Consider the following 17,378-nt stretch of genomic DNA (forward strand, 5'->3'; position numbering starts at 1 on the left):
TGCCCGACCCTTGTTGGTGCACTATCGTTCTTGGAGAGGCCGCGCCTTGCGTCAGATCAATTTGACCGGTCCCGTGCGCTCGTCGCCGTCCGCTCACCACCCATGTCCACCAGCAGTGCCATGCGGACAAGTTCGGCAAGGCTGCCAGCCTGCATCTTCGCCATGATATTGGCGCGGTGAACCTCGACCGTGCGCGGGCTGATATTGAGGTCGAAGGCGACGGATTTGTTGGGAAGCCCTCTCACAACGCCAGACAGGACCTCAGATTCGCGTTCGGTCAATGTCGTGATCCTGGCTTGGATCGCCTGAACATCGACGCCGTCGAGTCGTTGCTCGAGCTCGGCGGCGGCGCGATGAATCGCCGCGATCAGCACCTCATCCTCAAACGGCTTTTCGATGAAATCGAGCGCACCGGCCTTCATGGCTTCCACCGCCATCGGCACGTCGCCATGGCCGGTGACGACGATCGCCGGCATCAGTGCTTGCGCGTCCTTCAGACGATGCAGCAAGTCGACGCCGCTCATATCCGGCATGCGCAGATCGGTCACCAGGCAGCTTTTCCCAAGTCCGGGCGCGGCGGCTAGTAAGGCCGTCGCCGAGCCGTGCACGCGCACAGTGAAGCCGACCGTGGTCAGCAGGAAGGAGAGCGACTTTCTCACCGCCTCCTCGTCGTCGACGATGTGGACCGTATAGTCACCGATCTCCATTCGAGACCTCCTTCATCGCCGGCAGCGTAAAGCGGAATGTGGCGCCGCCCTTGTCGTTACCACTCGCCGATATGTTGCCGCCATGGGCCTCCACGATGCGCTTGGAGATGGCGAGGCCGACGCCCATGCCGTTGGGCTTCGACGTGACGAAGGGTTTGAACAACCCGGCCGCGATCTCGTCGGTGATTCCGGTTCCCGTGTCGGCGACCTCAACCACAACATCGCCGCGTCCGTTGGAAGCCGTTCGGATGAAAAGCTCCTGCACTTCGCTGCCGCGCATGGCTTCCATCGCATTGCGCATGAGATTCACCAGCACCTGTTGCACCTGAATCTTGTCCGCGATGACCATGTCGGCGCCGGGACTGAACTCGAAAATCGACCGGACACCCATCTGCCGGGATCCGACCAGCGCCAGCGCGCCGGCTTCCTCGACCAGCACGCGGATATTTTCCGGCGTTTTCTCGGTTTCCCCGCGCGCTACGAATTCGCGCAGATGCCGGATGATCTGACCGGCGCGGAGCGATTGTCGGACAATCTCTTCCAGCGCTTCGCGCATGCGGATCGCCAGCGCGTCGTCCATATCGCGCAGCAGCCGGGTGCAACCCTGGGCATAGTTGGAGATCGCCGACAGAGGCTGGTTGAGTTCGTGGGCGAGGGTCGATGCCATTTCGCCGAGATCGCTGAGGCGTCCAAGCCTTGCCATCTCGCCCTGGATTTCCTGCAGCCGCGCCGCCGACTCCTCGCGCTCCGTCAGATCGCGAATGAACCCGGTGAAAAAGATCGAGTCGCCCATCCTCATCTCACCGACCGCCAGCTTCATGGGAAAGGTGGAGCCATCCTTTCGCTGTCCGACCACGACGCGATCAACGCCGATAATCCGCTTTTCGCCCGTGGTCAGGTAGCGTTGCAAATAGCCGTCATGCTCACCGCGATAGGGTTCAGGCATCAAGACTCGGACGTTCTGACCGACGATCTCATCCACGCTATAGCCGAACTGGCGTGTCGCGGCGGCATTGAAGGATACGATCGTGCCGTCTTTCTCGATGACGACCGTCGCATCAAGGACCGTGTCGAGGATCGAACGCAGGTGCATCTCGCGGGCATCGAGGACGCGTTCAGTCGTCGCGATCAATCCAACAGCGTGGCGCAGCGTCGCACCGGTCAGAGCGACAACGCCGCCCACCGTCACAAAGCCGGCGGCGGTCAGAAGATCGCCGGCGGGCGCTGTCGATGACCTGCCGAAATAAAGCGAGCCGGTCAGGGAGAGGACAAGCGCGAGCAGACCTGGCCAGATTCCCCCGGAGATGGAGGCGAAGAGAATCGCTGGCACGAACCAGGCGATGGGCGGATCATCGAAACCGCCCGGCAGCATAATGCCGAGCGCGATCGTTGCGACGACGGCCACCAGTGCCAGGGCATAAGCCGGAAGCCCTTCCGTCCGGACTGCGCCGACCGCCCGCAGCAGAGGGCCTTTTGCTGCATTACGTGGCACCATTGGTTGGTCGGACATCGCCTTAGAACCTTGCTGGAGCATTTCGGGGCCAGAAAACAGTAAACTCTGACAGGATCAAGAGAGCGCGGCGGCACGGATCTTCGGTGGGGCAGCCGAGGGACGGAAGCGAAGACGATCCACGTTGACCCCATGAAACCCTTGGATATAGTGACCGCAAAAAGACGATGCAGAGAAAATATTGCATTGCAACAGCAACGGCGGTGAATGGACTTTTGGCCTGGCGCTGTCAAACGGGAGGGACAAAAATGAACAGCTTCAAATTGTTTGGAGGAACCACCGTCGCGCTTGTCGTCACCATGGGCGTTGCGACCCTCGGTGCTACGGCTCCGGCTCTCGCCCAGATCAAGCTGGTCGGGGCCAGTCAGTTCGACGAGAACCATGCCTTCACCAAGACCATGCGCAAGTTCGAGGAGCTGGTGAAGGCCTGCTATACCGACGAGCCGGTCGAATTCGAGATGCACCTGAACTCCGAATTGGGCCTGGAAAAGGATTACGTCGCCTATATGAACCAGGGCCTGTCGGTCGACTATGCCGTGGCGTCTCCCGCGCATATCTCGACCTTCTCGAACATGGCGCCATTGATGGACATGCCGTTCCTGTTTCGCGACGAGGAACACTGGAACAAGGTGCTTGAGCAGGATTTGCTAAAGCCCGTCGCCGACGACATCCTCGAAAAGGCCGACATTCGTCTCCTCGGCTATGCGGGCGGTGGCACCCGCAATGTTTTCGCCAACAAGCCGGTGACCAACATGGCGGAGCTCAAGGATTTGCCGATCCGCATGCAGGGTGCGCCGATCTGGACGAGCGTTTTCGATGCGCTGGGCGCCGCGCCCACAGTCATTGCCTATAACGAGGTCTATAACGCGATTCAGACCGGCGTGATCGACGCCGCCGAGAACGAAGCGGCCGGCGTCGAGCAGATGAAGTTCTACGAGGTCGGGCCTGATCTCGCTTTGACCAAGCATGCGATTACCATCCGTCCGCTGTTCATCTCCAACAAGACCTATCAGGGGCTGCCGGAGAAACTGCAGGGATGCATCGACGGGGCAGGCGCGGAGGCTGGCAAATTCGGGCGCGATATCGAGAGCGGCGAGGATTCCAAGAAGCTGCAGGCGATGGTCGACAAGGGCTGGATCAAGACCCACGAGTTCACCGAGCGCGACAAGATGCTGGAGGCGGCCAAACCGGTGTTGGAGGAATATGCCGCCGAACTCGGCGCGACAGACGTCCTGAAGGCCATACAGAACGTGCAGTGACGACGGATCGGTTGAGCTGCGCCGGGGCGAGCCATGGCCCGCTCCGGCGCGACTCTGCCACCACTGGTTTCGTTCGTTTCACCTCACAGGACGATCATGACCCGCGTTCTCGACGCCATCCACCTCGTGCTTAGGCTAGCGCTTGGACTGCTCATTGCCGGTCTGCTCGTCCCAGTCACGGCGCAGATCCTTTCCCGGTTCACCGGGATCGTCCCGCGCTACATCTGGACCGAGGAAATTGCGCGGTTCTGCTTCGTCTGGATGATCATGGTCGGCGCCATGTGCGCGGTGCGGGACGGCACGCATTTCGACCTGGAAGTGCTTCCGGTGTCAGCCAACGCCAAGGTCGAGGCGGCCAAACGCATTTTCGTCCAGCTCATGATCCTCGCGGTCGCCCTGATCTTCATCTGGTATGGCTGGGACTTCATGCTGTTCGGCTGGTACCAGAAGTCGGAAATCGCGGCCCTGCCGATGAACTGGATTTTCGTCGCCTGGCCTTTGACCGGCGTGGTGACGACGCTCTTCGTGATCGAAAAGATCGTCGAGGAGATCGCCGTCGCCAAAGGTACCGCGGCATGACGCCGGGCACTGTCGCGAGCATTTTGTTCGGTCTTCTGTTTCTTCTCATAATCCTGCGCGTGCCGGTCGCGTTCGCCCTGGCGCTTGCCTGCATCCCGGTTTTCTTCATCGAGCCTCGCCTGACACCGGTGCTGGTGCTGCAGGAGATGTTCCGCTCCTACAATTCCTTCGTCCTTCTGGCCGTGCCGTTCTTTCTGCTCGCCGCCAATTTGATGAACGCGGCCGGAATTACCGACAGGCTGATCCGCCTGTCCCGCGCGATGGTCGGCCACCTGCCGGGCGGGCTCGGCCACGTCAACGTGGTCGTCTCGATGTTCTTCGCCGGCATTTCCGGCAGTTCCACCGCCGACGCGGCGGGGATCGGGTCGCTGCTGATTCCGCAAATGAAGAAGGAGGGTTTCTCCCCGTCCTTCTCGGTGGCGGTCACGGCCTGTTCGTCGGTGATGGGCGTCATCATCCCCCCGTCGATCCTGATGGTCGTCTGGGGCGGCTTGATGTCGGTGTCGATCGGCGGCCTCTTCGTCGCCGGCATCCTGCCCGGCATCCTGATTGGGATGGCGATGATGGTGGCGGTCTACGTCTATGCCCACCGGCATGGCATGCAACCGCACGGCCGCGCGACGCTTGGCGAATTCGCCAGCGCCCTGGTGGGGGCTCTGCTGGCGCTGCTGACGCCGGTCATCATCGTTGGCGGTATCGTCGGCGGTCTGTTCACGCCGACCGAAGCATCGGTCGTCGCTGCGCTCTATGCACTCGTTCTTGGCCTGATCGTCTACCGCGCGGTCGGTCCGCGCGAAGTCGCCCATGTCTTCTATGATACCGGCCGGTTTGCGGCGATCGCCCTGTTCTGCATCGGCACCGCGAGCGCCTTTGGCTGGACGCTGGCCTATTTCAGAATTCCCGCGGCCCTTGTCAGCTATGTGCAAGTCCTGGATCTTGGAATCGTCGAAATGGGTTTCGCGGTCGCGATCGCCTTCCTGATCATCGGCCTCTTCATCGACGCCATTCCGGCCATCATCATCCTCGGCACCGTGCTCTATCCGGTGACCCTCGAGGTCGGGATGCACCCGATCCACTTCGCCATGATCGGCATCATCAGCCTCGCCTTCGGTCTGGTGACGCCGCCATACGGGCTCTGTCTGCTGATCTCGTGTTCGATCGGCGGGATTCCGGTGAAGGCGGCGATGCGTGACGTGGCGTTCATCCTGCTGCCGATGCTGACCATCCTGGTGCTGGTCGTTCTTTTCCCTTCCATCACACTCTGGCTACCACGCCTCTTGATGCCGCAGTTCGTCAACTAATCCTTCGACGCGCCACGTCGGGCGAGAGGCTCGAAACATTGGGCGATCGCGAGGATATCCCAGTCCGCTCCGCCGGGGCCAAAGACCATCAGACCCGTCGGCAGCGATCCGGCGGCATGCATCGGGATCGTCGCGGCGCAACCGTCAAGACAATTGACCGTCGATGGATTGCGTAGAACCAGGGCGTTGAGCCGATCGTAATCGGCCTCCACCTCCGCGATCAGCGGCGGAACGATCGGAATCGTTGGGGCGATGAAGGCGTCGAAATCCGCCGCGAGACCGACAAAGGCGGCCTGGGCGGCGGATCGCTCCACCCGCGCGTGCTTTTCCTCGTCCGGCGCGAAGCTCGCCGCGGCCATGATCCGCTTGAGCACCCGCGGGTCGCCGACCGTCTCCAGCGCATCGAGATGATCGGCGTGGACGCGGTGCGCTTCCGAGGCCACGATCACCCGATTGATCGCTCCCGCCTGGGCGAGGGCCGGCATGTCGACGTCGACTAGCTCGACGCCGTTGTCGGCCAGCACCTGGAGGACGGAGGCGAAGTCGGCAGCCACCTGCTCGTCGAGGCCCTCGGTGAGAACCGTGCGGACGACACCGATTCGCAAACCCTTGGTTTCCCGTCTTGGCAAGGTTGGCGGTGACTCGCCACTGAGGACGGCATGGACGCCAGCGCAGATCCGGATATCTCTGGCGAGGGGGCCGACGCTGTCGTAGGACTGCGACAGCGGAAAGGCACCGTCGAGCGGCACCTTCGCTTGGGTCGGCTTGAAGCCGGCCAGCCCGTTGAACGCCGCCGGTATGCGCACGGAACCGCCGGTGTCCGATCCGAGCGCGACATCGGCGAGGCCGAGAGCCACGCTCAGCGCGCCGCCCGACGTCGATCCGCCCGGTATCCGTAACGGGTCGTGGCTATTGCCGGGCGTGCCGAAATGCGGATTCAGCCCGACTCCGGAATAGGCGAATTCCGACATGGTGGTTCGGCCGAAGGGGATGGCGCCCGCCGATTTCAATCGTGCCACCGCCGCGGCGTCCGCTTCGGCCGGCGCTCTGTCGGCCAGATAGACGGACGCCGCCGTGGTAATCTCGCCAGCTTCATCGAAGAGGTCCTTGATCGAGATGGTCAGGCCGGCGAGGGGGCCTTGCCGCAGGGTGGGGTCGCGATCAAGCGCTTCCGCCGCACGCATCACTTTTACCGCATCGAAGCGGGTGAAGATTCTCCCGACCGCCTCATCGCTCAAGGCTTCAACCCGGCCGATCGCGGCGGCTGTTCGCTCGGCCGCGCGAAAGCTGAGACGGCCGGACAGGCGGCTTAGAGGCGAGAGGCCGGGCATGGGAATTCCTCCTGCTTGTCAGCGGCAGGCCGAGGCGCCGCCCTTATGGTTCGACAGAGCTCTGCTTGGCTCGTTTTCGGGTGAACGGTGGCCGAAGGACACGCCTTCGCCGTAGGCGGCATGCTTCACTCACCAGGATTTTGTCGGTCGTCCTCGTTACAGGACCGGGGACTCATTCGGGTCCCTGAGCCGTCGAACGTTGGAGACCTCTTCGCCAAGCTCGACCATGCCGATTTTCTCGATCAGCATGGTCGGAGCGAGGCGCTGAACGTCCGATTATCCGCCTCGATCAGCCGTCGAACCGGCCCGAAGCATGGGCCAGCATGGTGTAGACCTTGCCCGTGTCCGACGTGAGATAGGTCTTTGTGAGGTTGTTCTCAGGATCTTTCTTCGCGATATCGCCGAGCAAGCTCTCGAAGTCTGAGAGATAGCGGTCCACGGCCTTCTTGAACTCGCCGTCGCGCTGATATTTGCGACGGATTTCGTCGAAGGTCTGCTGCCCCTTCATCGTGTAGAGACGGCGGGTAAAGACGTTGCGTTCGCCGCTGCGATAGCGGTCCCACAGCTCGACCGATGCCTTGTGGTCGATGGCCCGCGCGATATCGACGGACAGTGAATTCAGCGAGTCCATCACCGAGTCTGGCGAACGGGCCGCTTGCGGCGAACGCACTGCCGGCTGCGGCTCGTCTGGATTCAACGCGGAACTTCCACCCTGCTCCTCGTCGCGCGAGGCCCGACGCAGAAGGTCCGACACCCAGCCGCCCGAACGGCCGCCAGCTTCAGGAGGGCCTGCCGTCTCGCCTGATTGTGCCGCCGGGCGCATCGGCAACGAGTGGTCGCCGCTGGGCCGAGGCTCGGTCGAGCGCATCTCGGCAGACTTTGCCGGTGTGGTTCCCGTGCGGCTTGGCGGATCAAAGTTCGAGCCGCGCAGGTCCCGCGCCAGATTTCCGTCAGTCATGAAGGACGCCGCGATCTGCTCCTCGACATCGCGTTCCTGCTCCTCCGTCAGCTCGGCATCCGGGGAGGGCTGCGTTGTCTGCGGTGCCACCCGGCGCTTTGCGCTGGCCGGTTGCGGAGCCGCCGCAGCGGACCGCGTCGGCGCCGCGCCACGAGTCGACACGTCGAAGGCGCGGCCGGATTGAGAGACGACTTCGGAAAGATCGCGCAGTGCCCGGATCTGGTCCGAGACCGCCCGCCGCATCGCCTCGGTGCTCGTGCGCGTTTCCTCCGGCAATTCGACGACACCGCGTTTGATCTCGCTTCGGGCCGCTTCGAGCTCCTGGCGAATCTCAGCGGCAGTGCGGCGCATTTCCTCGGTTGCGCCTTCGAAACGCTGGCTCGCGTCCTCGATCACCGACTGGACCGCATCGCGCATGGCCTCGGCCGTGGCACGCGATCGTTGTTCCGCTCCCTGCATCTTGCGATCAGCCTCGCCGAGGGTTTCCCCGACCTCGGAAGAGAGCCGCGTCGAGATCAGACGGGAGCGCTGTTCGGTCCGATCGAACAGGCCGTCCATGACCCCCTCGAAGGAACGCATCAGCTCGCCGATTTCCTCGGAGCGCTTTACCAGCCCGGCTGAGAGCTCTTCGATGCCGCCATGTCCACCCTCCAGGGTGGAGCGCAGCGTGGCCTCGCTGGTATCGATGAGTTGCACGGCCTCTGCGAGGACGGCTCCGTGCTCCTGAAACCGGTCGGCGATGCTGGCGACCTTGGAGAAGGCGGTCATCGACAGCTTGTCGAGACGCTCGACATTGCTTTCCAGAAGGCGCGAGGACAGCGAGATCGAATTGGAGGCCTGCTCGGCGCCCTGCGTGAAGCGCGTCCCGCTCTCCTGCAAAGTCGCGTCGATTGCACCGAGATTGCTCGCGGTTTCCTCGACGAGCCCGCGCAGCGAACCACTCGTCTGCGACAGGCGGCCGATCAGGGATCCAACCTCGTGCTGCAGCTGATCGCGCATATCCGCAACGAGGCCGACTGCGGTTGACGTCTTCTCGTCCAATGCGCCGAGAATCTCGTTGGAGGACTGATTGAGACTATCGATCGTTTCGCTGGCCCGCCGGCCGAGCGCGGCGACGAGAGCTGCGTTCTCCGCCCGGAGGCGCTCGGAGGCATCCCTGGTACTATGTTCGAGCAATTGGGCGAACTCGGACCCGTTCTCGCCGAGGCGATCGAACATCGGCCGGGCCTCTTCGTCGAGAATGCGCGAGATATCCGCCGTGCGCGCGCTCAACAGTGTGGTCAGATCGCGGGTCTTGGCATCGAGTTCCTCGCCCATCATCCGGGCGCGGGCCGCGATGGCCTGCTCGGACTGACTCATCCTGTTCGACAGGTCTTCGCCGACCGTTCCAGCGCTTTCCAGGAGTTGCTCGCGGGCGCGCTCGGTCTCGACCCGGATCGCGCTCGAAATCGAGGCGAGGTGGTCGGCGAGCTCGCGGCTCCGAACCATCATTTCCTCGCGCGCGCCGTCGGCGTCGCGAAGCAGGCTCTGCGAGGCGTCCGTAACGTCGCCGCGCAGTTGCGAGGCAACCTCCATGACGCCGTCACGCATCGACTGCGATGCGTTGGCGAGCTCGCTGCGGATAAGCTCCGTTGCCCCGGAGAGTTCGCTGCTGAGCGTGTTCGAGCTCAACATTTCGGACAAGCGCTCCGAAACGCCGGCAAGTTCCTCCGTAAAGCGCTGCGAACGCTCCTCAAGGGTTCCCGCCACGCGGTCGGTTTCCGTGCGCAACTGGTACGAGGTGCCGGACAGTCGGCGTGCAAAGCCTTCCGTGTTTTCGCGCAGCGCGACTTCCGCCACTTCGGTCATTTCACGCATCTTCGCCGAGGCATTTTCGACCTGGCTCGCGATCTCACCGGCATCGGCAACAAATCGCTCGCGGCTTTCGTCACCCGCCGAGCGAATCCGCTCGCTGGCCGCGCCGATCTGGGCCGCGAAGCTCTCGGTGTTGCGGGCCAGCTGGCTCTCGACGGACGTGGTGATCCCGGCGAGACTGTCGACGAGGGCCAGACGCTGTCCGGCGAGTTCCTCGCGCACGCCCTGTCCCTCTTCGCGCAGGCGACCCGACAGATCGGCCATGGTCCTGGCAAGTTCATCCGCTTCGGTGGCGAACCGCGTGCGCGATTGCTCGGACAGCGAACGGATCACTTCCGCCGCGCCGCCGATGTTTTCGGCAATCCGGCCGCCTTCACCGACGAGGGTGGCGCTGGCCTCGGCCGAGCGGCTCGCCAGATCATCGGCCAGGGCGCCGAGACGCTCGGCAAGACGATCGGCTTCACCGGCGATCTTGACGCGGGCCTCTTCTCCGGACGCCAGGAACAAGCGATCGATGCCGGAGACACTTGCGGAAATCTTGTTGCCTTCGGCTTCGAGGCTCTCGCGGGCGCGGCCCGTTTCCTCGCTCAACGCGGTGGTGGCCGCCGTCACCGTTTGACGGAGCGATTCCGCGATCATCGCAGCGCGATTGTTCAACGTACGCTCGACATTGCCGAGGCCCCGCTCGAGCGCGGCGGAGATCGCGTCGGTCCGCTCGTCCAGCGCGCCGGTGAGGGTGGTCGAGCCGGTTTCCAACGCCGATACGAGATCGTTGCGCCGAAGCTCCAAGGACGACGAGACGTCACCGACACTTTGCTCGATGGCGCGGCGGACGTCATCGGCACGGTCGCCGAGTGTTGCGGCTGCGGAGCGCGCGGCTTCCTCGACGATCGCGGCGAGGCTATCGCGACGCTCTTCAAGCACCGAAGCGAGGCGTAGATCGGCATCGAACAGCGCGTCGCTGATACCTTTGACGCGATCCTCGATTGCCGCGGCGATCGACGCGCGGCCGGAATCGAATTCCTCGCCGATCCGAGCCGTGCGCTCGTCGAGACCGGCAAGGAGTGATCCCTGCGAGCCGTCGACAACGGCGTGAATCGCCGCCATGCGCTCGTCGAGACCATCGACCAGAATGGTGCGCGCCTCCTCGACAATGCCGCGTAGCGCGGCCGTGCGGGCATCCAGCCCTTCGCCGACGCGCATCACCCGATCGCCGATCTCGTCGGCGATGATGCGGGTACGCCCGTCCAGATCACCGATCAACGTCTCGCGACCTTCGGCCATGACGGAGCGAATGGTCTCGAAGCGGCCATCGAGTTCGTCACGCAGAGAGGTCGCGACCCCATCCGCCGCGTTTTGTAGCTGTGCGGTCCGTTCGTCGAGACCCTCGACCACGAGGGACAAGGCGCTCTCGATCGCCGCGAGCTGGGACCCGGCGCTGACAGCGATCCGATTTCCAAAGTCCTCGGTCCGCTCGTCCATCTCGCCGCGCAGGCGCTCGGTGTTTCTGTCGACGTCTCCAACGATCGCAAGGCGCGAATCCTCGATGACGGTTCGCAGCGACTGGACGCGCTCGGAGAGCTCGTCGGCGACATGGCGCACGGCGTCGTCGAAGCCGCCGGAAATTCCGGCAATTCGTTCGTCGAGCGCGGCCAGAAGGGCGCTGTGGCTTTCTTGCGAAGCCGACCGCAACAGGCTCGTTCGTTCGTCGAGCGTCGTGCGCATGGCTTGTTGGCGCTCGTCGAGAAGGTTGGCCAACGCGCTCGTCCGTTCGTCGATACCCTTGGCCAGGGCACCCTCACTCGCGCCGATGAGGTCTTCCATGCGAGCAACGGTTTCCTCGATGGCGGTAGTCAGGCTGGAACCACGCTCTTCGAGGTTGCCGAGCAGACTCTGCTGCGCGAAAGCGAAGGACGCGTCGAGATTCTCGCCGTGAGAGGCAATGGTCTCTTCGAGCGCGCTTGCCCGGCCATCGAACGCCGTACGCACTCCTTCCGCCCCGCGTTCGATCGAGGCCTCGATCTCGGCGCGGCGTTGTTCGAGCAAGGTCTCGAGGCGCTCCGCCGTCCGCTCCAGGGCAGCGTCCATCTCGTCGGCCCGCTGCGCAATATTGTCGACGCGGCTGTCACTGGCCAGATCGAAGGCCAACAAGCGATCGTCGATGGTGCCGGCGAGCTTGCCCGTCCGTTCTTCCATCAGACCGTCGAAGCCCGCAACACGCTCGTCAAAGAGGGCGCGCAATTCGCTCGTGCGGGCCTCGAGCGCCATCTGCGTCAGCGCTACCGCATCGCTGGCTTTCATCGAAAGATCCGAATGGCCGGACTGGAAGGCCTCGACGATCTCCTGTGTCCGCTCGGAAAGCACCCCCGCGAAGTCCTTGGTGCGCGTCTCCAGAGCCGCCGTGATGCGATCGGTCGAACGCTCGATCGCATCGGCCCGCTGTTCGATGTTGGTGACCAGCAAGCCGCCGCGGTCGGCCAATGTGCGATCGATCGACGCAATCCGTTCGTCGAGATCGCCGATGGTCCGGCTGTTGGCGTCGGCGAGAATCTGGGTGGCGCGCTCGGTGCGCTCGACGAGGCTGGTGTCGAGGACCTCCAGGAAGCGTCCGGATTCTTCCTCCAGTTTCCGGCTGCGCGAGTCGACGCTCTCGTTGAGACTGGTGAGGAACAAACCGTTCTTTTCGCCGATTTCGCGCATCCGCTCCTCGAACGCGCCATCCAGGCTGGCCAGGAAGGTTTCGCCGTCCATCGCGATGCCAATGGCACGGTCGTCCAGAAGGCTGGTGAGATCGGTGAGAAATTTCTCGCTGTTCGCCGCGAGCGTTTCGCCACGTGATTTCAGCAGGCCGGAGGCCGCGTCGCCAGATGCAACAAGGCGGCTCTCGATGTCTTGGCTTACGGATTCGAGCTGATCGAGGAGTTCCACCGACCGGTTCTTGATCTCGGCCGTCCTATTTTCCAGCAGGTGCCCGACCTCGTCGCCGGTCGCGTTCAGCCGTTCACTCGCCGCGTCGCCGGCCCCAGTCAGCCGGGCCATCAGGCTCTCGCTGTTGGCGGCAATGGTTTCACTGGCGAGGCGGCTGCGCTCCTCGAACATGGCTATGAAATTCTCGCTACGCTTCACATGGTCGCGGGCAAATGCCTCGCCGCGCTCGTCGAGCAGACTGGTGAAACGCTGGGATGCCTCCTCGATCCGCTGCAGGATGTGTTCGGACGTCTGATCGACATCCTCCACGAGCCGCTGATGCGAACCGACGACGGAGGAGCGGAGGTGCTCGGCGTGCGACAGCATCGCCTCACGCTCTGTTCCCAGATCCTGGACGAGCGTGCGAATCTTGCCTTCGTTGTCGGCATACGCCCGCTCGAGGGCACCGACCTCGGTGCTGATGATGTTTTCCAGATCGGAGGTGCGCGACAGTGCGCGCTCGACGCCCTCTCCGAGAGCGGCCACCTCGCGACGAACCGCCTGGCCGACGCTCATCACCCGTTCCGTCGCGATCGTTTCGGGCTCGGCGAGACGCAGCGCCACTTCGGCGAGCGAACGGCTCGTCAGGCGCAAATCGGCGGCACGGCGGATCATGACGGCGAAGGCGAAGATCAACAGAACCGGAACGAGGGCGACGGCCGTCAGCAGGAGCAGGTCACGCTGCCGCGCCGGACTGACCAGGCCGCTGGAAAGCGTGGCGACATCGATGCCATAAAGACCCGATGCCATGAAGCCGACGAATCCGATCCAGGCGATCGATACGGCAAGCGCGATCCATATGGGAGCGCTGGAGGCCCGCCGGTCGAGCAGCGCTTGCGCCATGACGGTCGTGCGTCTTTGCTCGTCGTTGGCGGCGGACTGGGCGTAGGCGCGCGGCGGTTCCGCGCTCCGAGGCGCCGACGGTCCCACCGTTGCGGGCTCGCCAGCCTGTTGAGGACGCGTTGAAGTACCGCTATCGCGGGATGGTCTCGCAGTCGAATCCGGCGCGATTTTTGACGGCTGGGCTGCTTTCTCGGTGGGAGCCGCACTCATCGGAGCTTTCGCCCGGCCACCGCCGACCAGGTCGGAAACCGAAGCGCGTCTTGCTCCGCCCGAGGGTACGGCGTTTTCTTCCGTACGCAGGCGGCCTGCCGTTTCATTGATCTGGCGCTCGAAATCGTCGAGCGAAAATTCGACCTTCGTCGCATCGGCGGATGCGCTTTCCTCAAGATGACCTGACGCCTCCTTCAGATCGTCCGAATTGCCCGGTTCCTCGAAATCGACCCGAAGCGCCTCTTCGATTTCGTTGACCGCGTCGTCGGTGAGCTGGTCGAAGGATTTGGTCTTGGACATCGCTGTCGCGCCTCAATACTCGTTACTATGAACCCGTCACGCCGACGGTCGCCGCGGCGGAGCAAGAGAGTAGCGCCCCCAACCGATGCGGCATGCGCAGATGCCTGGTCGACCGGAGGCGGCTGACAGGCAGTTTCGCATGCTTCATGCTAGTTAGCGACGTCGTTGAAAGAAACCGTAAAACGGTCCGATAGGTACAAGTTTAAACATAAGGTTAACGATCTGGCGAGAAATGCACAGAATTTTCGATCGTGGCCGTGGGAGCAAGGGTTGCGCCGCGGCCACGCTGCTCCATCTGGCCGCCGCACACCCTTAATTCGTCCAATAAATTTAAGCTTATCTCCATCCTGATTGCTGATGGTTGGGGCTGCGATGCAACTGGGATTGAACAGGATAGCCGGTCGACTCGCGGATGTCTCGGGTTCGGAGAATGAGTATGGCAGCGGCAACACGGCAGATGGAAGAGGCTTCTACCATCGAATTGGCGGACGGTGCGGTCCGATGTCCGTCGGGGCGGCGGCCGATCGATCTGGTGCACCTCGCCCGTCAGACCTCGGGCGATAGGGGGCTTGAGACCGAAGTGCTCGGGCTCCTGCTGCGGCACCTCGAATTGTTCGAAGGCCGCCTTGAAATTGCTAGCGCAGACGAATGTCGATTTATCGCTCACGCGCTCAAAGGGACGGCCCGTAATATCGGCGCATTTCCGCTTGCCGATGCGGCCCAACGCTTCGAGGTATCGGTTCTCGACGACGAGGCTGTGGCGGCCTTGCGTTCTGAACTCAATCAGACCGCTCGGTTTGTCCGCTCGCTACTCGGCTGACGCGGCCGCCCTCGCGTCATCGTCGCTGCCATCGTGTTCCTGTTGACTTTCGTCGGCGCCAAACTCTAACGAAGCGAATGAGCGAGCCGTAGCCCGTTCGGTCCGGGCAAGGCGCGCGCGATGGCCAGGACATCATTGGTCCTTGGTCATGCGTTTCTTGGCCCCGTCTGTTGGGGGTCGATCCTGTCCCCGAAACCGAGAGCAGAGCGTTGCAGGCATGACAAAGATCACCTTCCTGTCCCCGGACGGAACCCGTTACGACGTCGATGCGCCGAACGGCTCGACGGCAATGGAGAACGCGATCAAGAACGATGTCCCCGGGATTGAAGCGGAATGCGGTGGCGCCTGCGCATGTGCGACCTGCCACGTCTATGTCGACGACGCCTGGACACAAAAGACTGGCGAGCCCGAGGCGATGGAAGAGGACATGCTCGACTTCGCTTACGATGTGCGTCCGAACTCGCGGCTGTCCTGTCAGATCAAGATCTGCGACGAACTGGACGGGCTCGTTCTGACCGTGCCGGAACGCCAGGCCTGAAAGGCGCGCCGCTTCCCCATTCGCGGGGAAAAGCCCAACGGAGACTTGTTTCGATGCAGCGCGTGAAGACCGATGTGGTGATCGTCGGGGCCGGTCCGGTCGGGCTGTTCGCCGTATTCGAGCTGGGGCTCTACGATCTCAAATGCCATTTGATCGACATTCTAGACCGACCCGGCGGTCAATGTGCCGAGCTCTACCCTGAAAAGCCGATCTACGACATTCCCGCATGGCCGGTGATTTCGGGCCACGACCTCACCGAGAAACTGCTGCAGCAGATCGAGCCGTTTCACCCGACCTTCCACTTCAACCGCATGGTGACCAGTCTGGAGCGGCTCGGCGGCGGGGGTTACCTGGTGACGACCGACGAAGGCGAGGAATTCGAGTGCAAGGTCGTCGTCATCGCGGCCGGCGGCGGCTCGTTCCAGCCCAAGCGGCCGCCGGTGCCGGGCATCGAGGTCTATGAAGGAACCAGCGTCTTCTACTCGGTGCGCCGCATGGACGAGTTCCGCGGCCGCGATGTCCTCATCGTCGGTGGCGGCGACTCCGCGCTGGATTGGACGCTGAACCTGCAGCCGATCGTGAAAAGCCTGACCCTGGTCCACCGACGCGACCAGTTCCGCGCGGCGCCCGACAGCGTCGCCAAAATGATGGCGTTGCGCGAAGCGGGTAAGGTCACGTTTCAGATGGGGCAGGTGACGAGCATCGTCGGCCGTGACGGCGTCATGCAAGGCGCCATCGTCAAAGGCCCCGACGGCGACGTCGAGGTGACCGCCGACCGCATGCTGCCGTTCTTCGGTCTGACGATGAAGCTGGGACCAGTCGCCAACTGGGGGCTGAACCTTCACGAAAATCTCATTCCCGTCGATACCGCCAGATTCGAGACGTCCGAGCCGGGCATTTTCGCCATCGGCGACATCAACTGGTACGAGGGCAAGTTGAAGCTGATCCTCTCCGGATTTCACGAGGCGGCATTGATGACGCAGGCGGCCAAACGCATCGTTCACCCCGACGACCGGGTCGTGTTTCAGTACACGACGTCGTCGACCAACCTGCAGAAGAAGCTGGGAGTGGGCGGCATCAAATAGGTAAGGTGGGTGGCTGCTCTCACGGCCCCAGGCCACACCGAAGGCTATGGCCATTGCGAGACTGCGGTTTTCGCCGTTGCTCGCCATGGTGCCGCCGCTTTTTTGATCCTACCCGCCGGCTTCGCCCCACAGGTTGCGATTAAGGGCGCGCCGGAGCCGGAAATTGACTTCACGACCTTCGATCGTGTCGAATTCGATCTGCGCCTGCTCGTGGCCCGCAAGATAGCGCTGCGTGACCGTGTTCACATGCATTTCCATGTCGGCGCAGGTTCGCTCAGTTCGCAGGTTCCTGACCGCCATCTCCATCCGCTTCAGCCACGTCTTGGCAATGGTCGCGTGCTGGTTCTCATGGCGCTTGATGTCTGCTTCGAGCGTCCGCCAAACCAGCACCGTGCGCGCGGAGACACGCTTGGGTGGCGTCCATTTCGGCAGGGTGATGTGCAGCGCGAGCCCCAAATCCGCGCGGTCGACCGCACAACCTTTGGCAACCTTCTTGTAAGTCACTTTGCCGTCGAATTTTACCTCGGTCGCACCGGGGTGGCGCAGACCGGTCTCGGCGACATAGGGACCCTGTCGGTTGAGATCCTCGTCCAGCTCGGCAAGCGTCGAGCCGCGAACGGCGAAATAGCTGGTTTCCTGATCGACCGACCCGGCATTGGCGACGCCCGCCCATAGCCAGGCAAGGCCCACCACGATCGATCCCATACCCGCGCGCATTGCACAGATTCCTTGCGACAAGAAGTTCGTAAGGGACACGCTACCGGATCGCGCGCGCAACACAAGCGCCGCCCATCGGCCGCCATAAAACACAGGGCTGCGGAAGGCCGGCGCGAACGGCCAGCTCCTTCCACGACCGGCCCGTCCGACATCCGCCTTGACAACGTCCTGGTAAAAGGAACATATAGAGAACATAGAACGAAAAAGGAACGCACTATGCTCACCTTCGCCAAGGATTTGCTGTCTCTCGCCGCTGTGTCGGGTTTCGTCCTCAGCCTGAGTCTTCTGATCCACGCGGTTTAATGCAGCGTTTTCTGGGGATCGGACGGTTCGGGCCTTACCCCGTCGAACGGCTTGGGTTACCTCTTGGGCGATGCGCGTAGGGCTTTGCTCTGACGC

General features: G+C 63.1%; 11 protein-coding genes. 6 read left to right on the plus strand and 5 right to left on the minus strand.

Annotated elements, in window-relative coordinates:
- Nucleotides 1-56 precede the first annotated feature (56 nt).
- Together fixJ and VQ045_RS00550 are read right to left on the minus strand one after the other, a co-directional pair.
- Complete coding sequence (gene fixJ, locus VQ045_RS00545; protein WP_327622280.1) at nt 57-701, minus strand: response regulator FixJ; 645 nt, start codon at nt 699-701, stop codon at nt 57-59.
- The gene (locus VQ045_RS00550) at nt 694-2,217 is read right to left on the minus strand and encodes a PAS domain S-box protein (protein WP_331828805.1); all 1,524 of its coding nucleotides are present in this window, start codon (nt 2,215-2,217) and stop codon (nt 694-696) included. The genes fixJ and VQ045_RS00550 overlap by 8 nt, the downstream gene beginning before the upstream one ends.
- Nucleotides 2,218-2,465: 248 nt before the next feature.
- Here VQ045_RS00550 and VQ045_RS00555 point away from each other — a divergent pair, with 248 nt between their 5' ends.
- The 3 genes from VQ045_RS00555 (at nt 2,466) to VQ045_RS00565 (ending at nt 5,356) form a co-directional block, all read left to right on the plus strand.
- Nucleotides 2,466-3,476, plus strand: coding sequence for a TRAP transporter substrate-binding protein (locus VQ045_RS00555; protein WP_327622262.1), 1,011 nt, complete (start codon nt 2,466-2,468; stop codon nt 3,474-3,476).
- A gap of 96 nt (nt 3,477-3,572) precedes the next feature.
- Nucleotides 3,573-4,055 (plus strand): TRAP transporter small permease, encoded by a 483-nt coding sequence (locus VQ045_RS00560; protein ID WP_327622261.1) that lies wholly within the window; start codon nt 3,573-3,575, stop codon nt 4,053-4,055.
- A complete protein-coding gene (locus VQ045_RS00565) occupies nt 4,052-5,356 on the plus strand; it encodes a TRAP transporter large permease (protein WP_331828806.1) in 1,305 nt (434 codons plus the stop codon). The genes VQ045_RS00560 and VQ045_RS00565 overlap by 4 nt, the downstream gene beginning before the upstream one ends.
- Here the strand turns inward: VQ045_RS00565 and VQ045_RS00570 are convergent.
- Nucleotides 5,353-6,687 carry an amidase family protein gene (locus VQ045_RS00570; protein WP_331828807.1) on the minus strand — a complete coding sequence of 445 codons (1,335 nt, stop codon included), beginning with the start codon at nt 6,685-6,687 and terminating at the stop codon, nt 5,353-5,355. The two genes, VQ045_RS00565 and VQ045_RS00570, sit on opposite strands and share 4 nt — an antisense overlap.
- A gap of 289 nt (nt 6,688-6,976) precedes the next feature.
- Complete coding sequence (locus VQ045_RS00575) at nt 6,977-13,819, minus strand: hypothetical protein (RefSeq protein ID WP_331828808.1); 6,843 nt, start codon at nt 13,817-13,819, stop codon at nt 6,977-6,979.
- Nucleotides 13,820-14,255: 436 nt separating this feature from the next.
- On the opposite strand from VQ045_RS00575, the gene VQ045_RS00580 reads away from it, so the two are divergent.
- The 3 genes from VQ045_RS00580 to VQ045_RS00590 all read left to right on the plus strand — a co-directional run bounded on the left by VQ045_RS00580 (nt 14,256) and on the right by VQ045_RS00590 (nt 16,262).
- Complete coding sequence (locus VQ045_RS00580; protein ID WP_331828809.1) at nt 14,256-14,639, plus strand: Hpt domain-containing protein; 384 nt, start codon at nt 14,256-14,258, stop codon at nt 14,637-14,639.
- A 217-nt stretch (nt 14,640-14,856) separates the two neighbouring features.
- Nucleotides 14,857-15,177, plus strand: coding sequence for a 2Fe-2S iron-sulfur cluster-binding protein (locus tag VQ045_RS00585; RefSeq protein WP_331828810.1), 321 nt, complete (start codon nt 14,857-14,859; stop codon nt 15,175-15,177).
- Nucleotides 15,178-15,230: 53 nt separating this feature from the next.
- Complete coding sequence (locus VQ045_RS00590) at nt 15,231-16,262, plus strand: NAD(P)/FAD-dependent oxidoreductase (protein ID WP_331828811.1); 1,032 nt, start codon at nt 15,231-15,233, stop codon at nt 16,260-16,262.
- Nucleotides 16,263-16,370: 108 nt separating this feature from the next.
- Here the strand turns inward: VQ045_RS00590 and VQ045_RS00595 are convergent, their stop codons facing one another.
- The gene (locus VQ045_RS00595; protein ID WP_331828812.1) at nt 16,371-17,273 is read right to left on the minus strand and encodes a DUF922 domain-containing Zn-dependent protease; all 903 of its coding nucleotides are present in this window, start codon (nt 17,271-17,273) and stop codon (nt 16,371-16,373) included.
- Nucleotides 17,274-17,378 lie beyond the last annotated feature (105 nt).

Source organism: Aurantimonas sp. E1-2-R+4 (genome assembly GCF_036549515.1).
Classification (GTDB): domain Bacteria; phylum Pseudomonadota; class Alphaproteobacteria; order Rhizobiales; family Rhizobiaceae; genus Aurantimonas; species Aurantimonas coralicida_A.

What these genes read in the sequence shown, in the direction of transcription:
- VQ045_RS00550 (WP_331828805.1), bottom strand. Translation starts at nt 2,217, where the DNA reads ATGTCCGACCAACCAATGGTGCCACGTAATGCAGCAAAAGGCCCTCTG.
- VQ045_RS00555 (WP_327622262.1), top strand. Translation starts at nt 2,466, where the DNA reads ATGAACAGCTTCAAATTGTTTGGAGGAACCACCGTCGCGCTTGTCGTC.
- VQ045_RS00560 (WP_327622261.1), top strand. Translation starts at nt 3,573, where the DNA reads ATGACCCGCGTTCTCGACGCCATCCACCTCGTGCTTAGGCTAGCGCTT.
- VQ045_RS00565 (WP_331828806.1), top strand. Translation starts at nt 4,052, where the DNA reads ATGACGCCGGGCACTGTCGCGAGCATTTTGTTCGGTCTTCTGTTTCTT.
- VQ045_RS00570 (WP_331828807.1), bottom strand. Translation starts at nt 6,687, where the DNA reads ATGCCCGGCCTCTCGCCTCTAAGCCGCCTGTCCGGCCGTCTCAGCTTT.
- VQ045_RS00575 (WP_331828808.1), bottom strand. Translation starts at nt 13,819, where the DNA reads ATGTCCAAGACCAAATCCTTCGACCAGCTCACCGACGACGCGGTCAAC.
- VQ045_RS00580 (WP_331828809.1), top strand. Translation starts at nt 14,256, where the DNA reads ATGGCAGCGGCAACACGGCAGATGGAAGAGGCTTCTACCATCGAATTG.
- VQ045_RS00585 (WP_331828810.1), top strand. Translation starts at nt 14,857, where the DNA reads ATGACAAAGATCACCTTCCTGTCCCCGGACGGAACCCGTTACGACGTC.
- VQ045_RS00590 (WP_331828811.1), top strand. Translation starts at nt 15,231, where the DNA reads ATGCAGCGCGTGAAGACCGATGTGGTGATCGTCGGGGCCGGTCCGGTC.